This window comes from Tahibacter caeni, from assembly GCF_024609805.1.
GTDB lineage: Bacteria > Pseudomonadota > Gammaproteobacteria > Xanthomonadales > Rhodanobacteraceae > Tahibacter > Tahibacter caeni.
The window spans coordinates 1-6,409 of the sequence record NZ_JANFVR010000279.1 but is presented as its reverse complement, the minus strand read 5'-3'; the positions used below and the strand labels follow the sequence as shown (position 1 = coordinate 6,409).

Genomic DNA, 6,409 nt, shown 5'->3' with positions numbered 1-6,409 from the left:
GCCGGCCGGCTCGGCGACGCGCGCCGCGCGAGCCTGGCCGCCGCGCTCGCCGACGGCCTGCCCGGCGCGCGCGCCGAACGCTGGCGGCATACCTCGCTGCGCGCATTGGAGCGGCGCACGTTCTCGCCGCTGCCGGGCGTGGCCGAGGTCGATGCGGTCTTCAGCGAGTACACGGCCGCCACACTCAAGAAAGAATTTCCGTCGGCCTGGATGCAGGTGCTGAAGGAATTGTCCGAGCATTCCGTGGCGCGCCTCGTCTTCGTCAACGGCGTGTTCGCCCCGCAGCTGTCGCTGCTCGACGGACTGCCCGACGGCGTCAGCCTGATGCCGCTGTCGCAGGCGCTCGCGCGCGGCGACATCCGCGAGGTCGAATTCCTCGGGCGCCGCTTCGAGGCCGCCGACGAGACCTTCGCGCGGCTCAACGCCGCGTTCGCGCTGGACGGCCTGCTGCTGCGCGTCGCGGCCGGCGTGGAGTGCGCGCAGCCCGTCGCGCTGGTCCTGCTCGGCGTCGCGGCCGGCGGCGATCATGCGGTGCATCTGCGCCACTGCGTCGAGCTCGGCGAAGGCGCGCGGCTGACGTTCTGCGAATACCAGCTTGCCGCGTCGCCGCAGGCGCATCTCGTCAACAGCCTCGCGCACGTGCACCTGCGCCGCGGCGCGCGGCTCGATCACGTGCGCGTGCAGAACGAGGACGCCGGCGCGACCGTGCTGACGCGCTCCGACGCGGTGCTCGGCAGCGACGCCGACTACCACCGTACGGACCTGGAACTCGGCGCCGGCCTGTCGCGGCACGAGCTCAACATCGCGCTGCTGGGGCATCGGGGCCGCGTCGCGGCCGGCGGCGTGTTGCTCGCCGACGGACGCCGCCATCTCGACACGCGACTGAACATCGACCACGTCGCGCGCGACACTGCGTGCGAGCTCACCTGGCGCGGCCTCGGCGCCGACCGCGGCCGCGTCGTGTTCCACGGCGGCATCCTGATCCGCGCCGGCGCCGACGGCACGGCCGCGCAGCTGTCGAACAAGAACCTGCTGCTGTCGGCCAATGCCGAGATCGACACCCAGCCCGTACTCGAGATCCATGCCGACGAAGTGCAGGCGGCCCACGGCGCGACGGTCGGCCAGCTCGACGAGGCTGCGCTGTTCTACCTGCGCTCGCGCGGGCTGTCCGAGTCCGCCGCGCGTACCTTGCTGACCTTGGCGTTCTGCCGCGTCGCGCTGGACGGCATCGGGCAGGATGCCTTGCGCGAGCGCGTCGACGCGCTGCTGAGCGCGCGCCTGCCGCAGGTGGCCGCATGAGCGCCGACTTCGATCCGCTGCGCTATCGCGCCGATTTCCCGCTGCTCGCGCGCCGCGTCCACGACAAGCCGCTGATCTACTTCGACAACGCGAACACGGCGCAGAAACCGCAGGCCGTCATCGACGCGGTCGACGGCTACTACCGCGACTACGCCGCGAACGTCGCGCGCGCAGTGCACAGCCTCGGCGAGCAGGCGACGGCCGCCTACGAAGGCGCGCGCGACAAGCTCGCCGCGTTCCTGAATGCCGGCGGCCGCGACCAGCTCGTGCTCACGAGCGGCACGACCCAGGCCATCAATCTGGTCGCCTACAGCTATGCGCTGCCGCGGCTGCAGCCCGGCGACGAGATCCTCGTCACGCAGATGGAACATCACGCGAACATCGTGCCGTGGCAGCTCGTCGCCGCACGCACCGGCGCGACCGTCAAGGCCGCGCCGGTCGACGCCGACGGCGTGCTGCAGCTCGACCGCTTCGAGGCGATGCTGACGCCGAAGGTCAAGCTCGCCGGCGTGGCGCACGTGTCCAACGTGATCGGCACGGTCAATCCGGTCGCCGAGATCGCCAGACTCTGCCGCGCGCGCGGTGTGCCGCTGCTCGTCGACGGCTCGCAGGCCTGTCCGCACCAGCGTGTCGACGTGCAGGCGATCGGCTGCGATTTCTACGCGATGACCGGGCACAAGCTGTTCGGACCTACGGGCACCGGCGCGTTGTGGGCGCGGCGCGAGCATCTGCAGGCCATGCCGCCGTTCTTCGGCGGCGGCGAGATGATCCGCACGGTCAGCTTCGACGGCACCGTGTTCGCCGATCCGCCGCACAAGTTCGAGGCCGGCACGCCGAACATCGCCGGCTTCATCGGCCTCGGCGCGGCAATCGACTACGTGCAGAGTGTCGGCCTCGAGCGCATCCAGGCCTACGAGGCCGGGCTGCTGGCCTATGCCACGCGGGCGCTGCAGAGCGTGCCGGGCCTGCGCCTGTTCGGCCGCGCGCCGCACAAGGCGGCCGTGCTGTCGTTCCTGATCGAGGGCGTGCACGCGCACGACGTCGCGACCCTGCTCGACCACGAAGGCGTGGCCGTGCGTTCGGGCCATCATTGCGCGCATCCGCTGATGCAGTTCTTCGGCGTGCCGGCCACGGCGCGCGCGTCGCTGTCGTTCTACAACACGCGCGAGGAAGTCGACGCCTTCGTGCGCGCGCTCGACAAGGTCCGCCGCCTGCTGGCCTGACGTGAGCGCGCTCTATCGCGACATCGTTCTGGATCACCATCGCGCGCCGCGCCGCCGCGGCCACCTGGCCGCGCCCTCGCACGCCTGCGACGGCGTCAACGCGCTCTGCGGCGATTCGCTGCGCCTGGAACTGCGCGTCGAGCAGGACCACATCGTCGACTACGCGTTCCGCGGCGAATGCTGCGCGATCGCGACGGCGACGGCCTCGCTGCTCGGCGAGCGCGTGCTCGGCCTCGCGGTCGACGCGGTCGCGCCGCTGCAGCAGGCCTTCGCCGCGCTGATCGCCGGCGGCGAGGCCGATCCGGCCCTCGGCGACCTCGCAGCGCTGGCCGAGCTCGCGAGCTATCCTGCGCGGCGCAAATGCGCGCTGCTGCCCTGGGCGGCATTGGCTGCGGCACTGGCCGGCACGCCCCGCACAACCACCGAGAAGGACCCTACATGAAAGCAGTCGCCGATCCGGCTCCCGTGACCTTCCGCGCCGCGACCGCGGCCGACGTCGACGCGATCGTCGCGCTCGTCGAGTCCGCCTACCGCGGGGACGCGAGCAAGCAGGGCTGGACCACCGAGGCCGATTTCCTCGACGGCCAGCGTACCGATCCGGCGTCGGTCGCCGAGCTGATCGGCCGCGGCCACAGCCGCGTGCTGCTGGCCGAGCGTGACGGCGTGCTGCTGTGCTGCTGCCACATCGAGCGCCTGCAGCAGGACGGCCGCGCGATCGGCTACTTCGGCATGTTCGCGGTCGATCCGGCGCAGCAGGGCAGCGGCGTAGGCCGCTTCGTGCTGGCCGAGGCCGAGCGCGTCGCGCGCGAGGAATGGAACTGCAGCGAGATGCAGATGACCGTCATCACGATCCGCGACAGCCTGATCGCCTGGTACGAGCGCCGCGGCTACGTGCGCACCGGCGTGCTCAAGCCGTTCCCGTACGGCGACGCGCGCTTCGGCATTCCCAAGCGCGACGACCTGCAGTTCGAAGTGCTGGCCAAGCCGCTCTGAGCGCGCGCATGAACTTCTCCTGGATCCGCGTCTGCGCCACGGCCGAGCTGCTGCCCGGCGAATACCGCATTGCCTGGGACGGCGACGTCGCGATCGCCGTGTTCAACATCGACGGCGAGCTCTATGCAGTCGAGGACGTCTGCACGCATGACGGCGGCGAGCTCGCCGGCGGTCCCGTCGACGGCTACGCGATCGAATGCGTGCGCCACGGCGCGCGCTTCGACCTGCGTACCGGCGCCGTGCTATGCCCGCCGGCCTACGAGCCGATCGCGAAATTCCCGGTCAAGGTCGAGGACGGCGCGGTGTTCACGCGCGACGACCGCTGGGACTGAGCCGGCCGGTTGCGGCAAGCCCGCGGGGCGAACCGCAACGCGGCGCTGTCTCCGGTGCGAAATGCCGTCGTCGAAGCGGCGGCACAGCGCTCGAGGTCTCCGGCAATGCGCGTTGTCGAAGCGGTCGGACGCGGTGCATGAGGTTCCTTCGATCGCGCTGTTGCTGCGTGTACACCTCGACGTGGCGGTTCGCCCGCGGGCTTGCGGCGGCCGACGGCGGGCCCGCGTCTCTGATTGAGACTGATTCTCATTTGTGATGTAATCGGGGCCCTTGCGCCGATGCCCGGCGCGTCCGCTGATGCCGGCATCCGATTTCCATGGCCCACGATCCGCAACGCCGCGCCTGGTGGCTCAAGACGCTGCATCAGTGGCATTGGATCTCCTCGGCGGTCTGTCTGATCGGCCTGATCCTGTTCGCCTTCACCGGCATCACCTTGAACCATGCGAGCCAGATCGGCGCGGCGCCGGTGGTCAGCAACCGCCAGGCGAGCTTGCCGCCAGCCTTGCGCGAGACCTTGGCCGCGCGCGGCGGCGAAGGCCGCAAGCCGGTCGATGCCGAACTCGCCGGCTGGTTCGCCGATGCGCTGGGCCTGCAGGTCGCCGGCGCCGAGGCCGAGTGGAGTGCGAGCGAGATCTACCTGTCGCTGCCGCGCGCCGGCGGCGACGCCTGGGCCAGCGTCGATCTGGCCAGCGGCGCCGTCGAGTACGAGCGCACCGACCGCGGCTGGATCGCCTGGCTCAACGACCTGCACAAGGGGCGCAACACCGGGCCGGTGTGGACCTGGTTCATCGATGTGTTCGCGCTGGCCTGTCTCGTGTTCGCGATCACCGGCCTCCTGCTGCTGCAACTGCACGCGCCGCGGCGTCCGGCGACCTGGCCGACCGTCGTGCTGGGTCTCGTGGTTCCGCTGCTGCTCATCCTGCTGTTCATTCATTGACGAGGTAGTCATGCAACTGCGACAGAAACTCTTCGCCGCATTGGCCGCGCTGGTCGCCGGCGGCGCCAATGCCGCCGGCCTGAACGTCGGCGTCGAAATTCCCAAGCTCGACGTCGCCGAATACCACCGGCCCTACGTCGCGGTCTGGGTCGAGCGGCCGGACAACAGCGTCGCGACGAATCTGGCCGTCTGGTATCAGCAGAAGGGCGGCAAGGACGCGGCGACCGGCAAGCAGGAGCACGGCTCGAAATGGCTCGCGGACCTGCGCCAGTGGTGGCGCCGCAGCGGCCGCAGCGCGAGCCTGCCGATCGACGGCGTCAGCGGCGCGACGCGTCCGGCCGGCGTGCACACCCTGAATTTCGACGACAAGCAGCCGCAGCTCGCCGCGCTGAAGCCCGGCAAGTACGCGCTCGTCGTCGAAGCCGCGCGCGAAGTCGGCGGCCGCGAACTCGTGCGCATTCCGTTCGACTGGCCGCCGGCCCAGGCGCAGCACGCCGACACGAAGGGCGAGACGGAAATCGGCAAGGTCTCGATCGATCTCGCGCCGTGAGCGCGGTGCGGATCGTGCCGCTGTCCGCGTGCGATCCGGCCGCAACATCCCTGAGTCGTACCGGCGTGGTCCCGGGGCCGCGCCGCACTGAACCGCTACGGAGAAACCGATGAAAGCTCTGCGTCCCCTCGCCGTCCTCGCTCTCGGCCTGTTCGCCGCCGCCGCGGCCCACGCGCACAAATCCTGGCTGCTGCCCTCGGCCACCGTGCTGACCCAGGACCAGTGGATCACGGTCGATGCGGCCGTCTCCAACGACCTGTTCTACTTCAACCACGTGCCGCTGCGCCTGGACAATCTCGAGATCACCGCGCCCGACGGCAGCGCGCCGGCGCCGGAGAATCCGTTCACCGGCAAATTCCGTTCGAGCTTCGACCTGCACCTGGACAAGCCCGGCACCTACAAGCTCGCGCTGGTCAACAGCGGCCTGTTCGCGAGCTACGAGCTCAACGGCGAGAAGAAGCGCTGGCGCGGCAAGGCCGAGGACCTGGCCAAGGACATTCCGGCCGACGCGAAGAACGTCGAGATCACTCAGTCCGCCGGCCGCGTCGAGACCTTCGCAACGGCCGGTGCGCCGAACGACACGGCGCTGAAGCTCACGGGCAAGGGGCTGGAACTCCTGCCGCTGACCCATCCGAACGACCTGTTCGCCGGCGAGGCGGCCAAGTTCCGCTTCCTGCTCGACGGCAGGCCGGCCGCGGATCTCGCCGTCGAGATCGTTCCGGGCGGCAGCCGCTGGCGCAACGCGCAGAACGAGATCGCGCTGAAGACCGACAAGAACGGCGAGATCAGCGTGACCTGGCCGGCGGCGGGCATGTACTGGCTCGAAGCCGCGCTGCAGGACAAGAACGTCACGGTACCGAGGGCTACGTCGCGGCGTGCGAGCTACGTCGCGACCTTCGAGGTGCTGGCGCCGTAAGCGTGCGAGTCCGTCGTCGTCCCGGCGCCGTTTGCGGCGGAGCCCGCGCTTGAGCCCCGCCGCGCTCGCACGCCGCGTGCTGCCGCGCGGCCTGCTGCGCTGGCCCGTGCGCGCGTGGAGCGGCGGCAGCATGGGCACGACCTGGTCGGTCAAGGTCT

The 6,409-nt window shown here is 70.6% G+C and carries 8 protein-coding genes; all 8 read left to right on the top strand.

Annotated features, from left to right (window positions below; all coding sequences use genetic code 11):
- Positions 1-1,299: Fe-S cluster assembly protein SufD (sufD, locus tag NON22_RS18630; protein ID WP_257388459.1), on the top strand; the 1,299-nt coding region annotated here is incomplete at its 5' end.
- Positions 1,296-2,522 (top strand): cysteine desulfurase, encoded by a 1,227-nt coding sequence (locus NON22_RS18625; protein WP_257388458.1) that lies wholly within the window; start codon positions 1,296-1,298, stop codon positions 2,520-2,522. The genes sufD and NON22_RS18625, both read left to right, overlap by 4 nt.
- A gap of 1 nt (position 2,523) precedes the next feature.
- Complete coding sequence (gene sufU, locus NON22_RS18620; RefSeq protein ID WP_257388457.1) at positions 2,524-2,964, top strand: Fe-S cluster assembly sulfur transfer protein SufU; 441 nt, start codon at positions 2,524-2,526, stop codon at positions 2,962-2,964.
- Positions 2,961-3,515: a GNAT family N-acetyltransferase gene (locus NON22_RS18615; RefSeq protein WP_257388456.1), complete on the top strand. Its 555-nt coding sequence runs from the start codon at positions 2,961-2,963 to the stop codon at positions 3,513-3,515. Before sufU ends, NON22_RS18615 begins: the two co-directional genes overlap by 4 nt.
- An 8-nt stretch (positions 3,516-3,523) precedes the next feature.
- Positions 3,524-3,847 carry a non-heme iron oxygenase ferredoxin subunit gene (locus NON22_RS18610; RefSeq protein WP_257388455.1) on the top strand — a complete coding sequence of 108 codons (324 nt, stop codon included), beginning with the start codon at positions 3,524-3,526 and terminating at the stop codon, positions 3,845-3,847.
- A 317-nt stretch (positions 3,848-4,164) separates the two neighbouring features.
- Positions 4,165-4,785 (top strand): PepSY-associated TM helix domain-containing protein, encoded by a 621-nt coding sequence (locus NON22_RS18605; RefSeq protein ID WP_257388453.1) that lies wholly within the window; start codon positions 4,165-4,167, stop codon positions 4,783-4,785.
- A 16-nt stretch (positions 4,786-4,801) separates the two neighbouring features.
- Positions 4,802-5,335: a DUF2271 domain-containing protein gene (locus NON22_RS18600; RefSeq protein WP_425508002.1), complete on the top strand. Its 534-nt coding sequence runs from the start codon at positions 4,802-4,804 to the stop codon at positions 5,333-5,335.
- A gap of 109 nt (positions 5,336-5,444) precedes the next feature.
- The gene (locus NON22_RS18595; RefSeq protein ID WP_257388451.1) at positions 5,445-6,251 is read left to right on the top strand and encodes a DUF4198 domain-containing protein; all 807 of its coding nucleotides are present in this window, start codon (positions 5,445-5,447) and stop codon (positions 6,249-6,251) included.
- Positions 6,252-6,409: the final 158 nt, after the last annotated feature.

Coding starts and splice junctions, on each gene's coding strand:
- NON22_RS18625 (WP_257388458.1), top strand. CDS start 1,296: ATGAGCGCCGACTTCGATCCGCTGCGCTATCGCGCCGATTTCCCGCTG.
- NON22_RS18615 (WP_257388456.1), top strand. CDS start 2,961: ATGAAAGCAGTCGCCGATCCGGCTCCCGTGACCTTCCGCGCCGCGACC.
- NON22_RS18610 (WP_257388455.1), top strand. CDS start 3,524: ATGAACTTCTCCTGGATCCGCGTCTGCGCCACGGCCGAGCTGCTGCCC.
- NON22_RS18605 (WP_257388453.1), top strand. CDS start 4,165: ATGGCCCACGATCCGCAACGCCGCGCCTGGTGGCTCAAGACGCTGCAT.
- NON22_RS18595 (WP_257388451.1), top strand. CDS start 5,445: ATGAAAGCTCTGCGTCCCCTCGCCGTCCTCGCTCTCGGCCTGTTCGCC.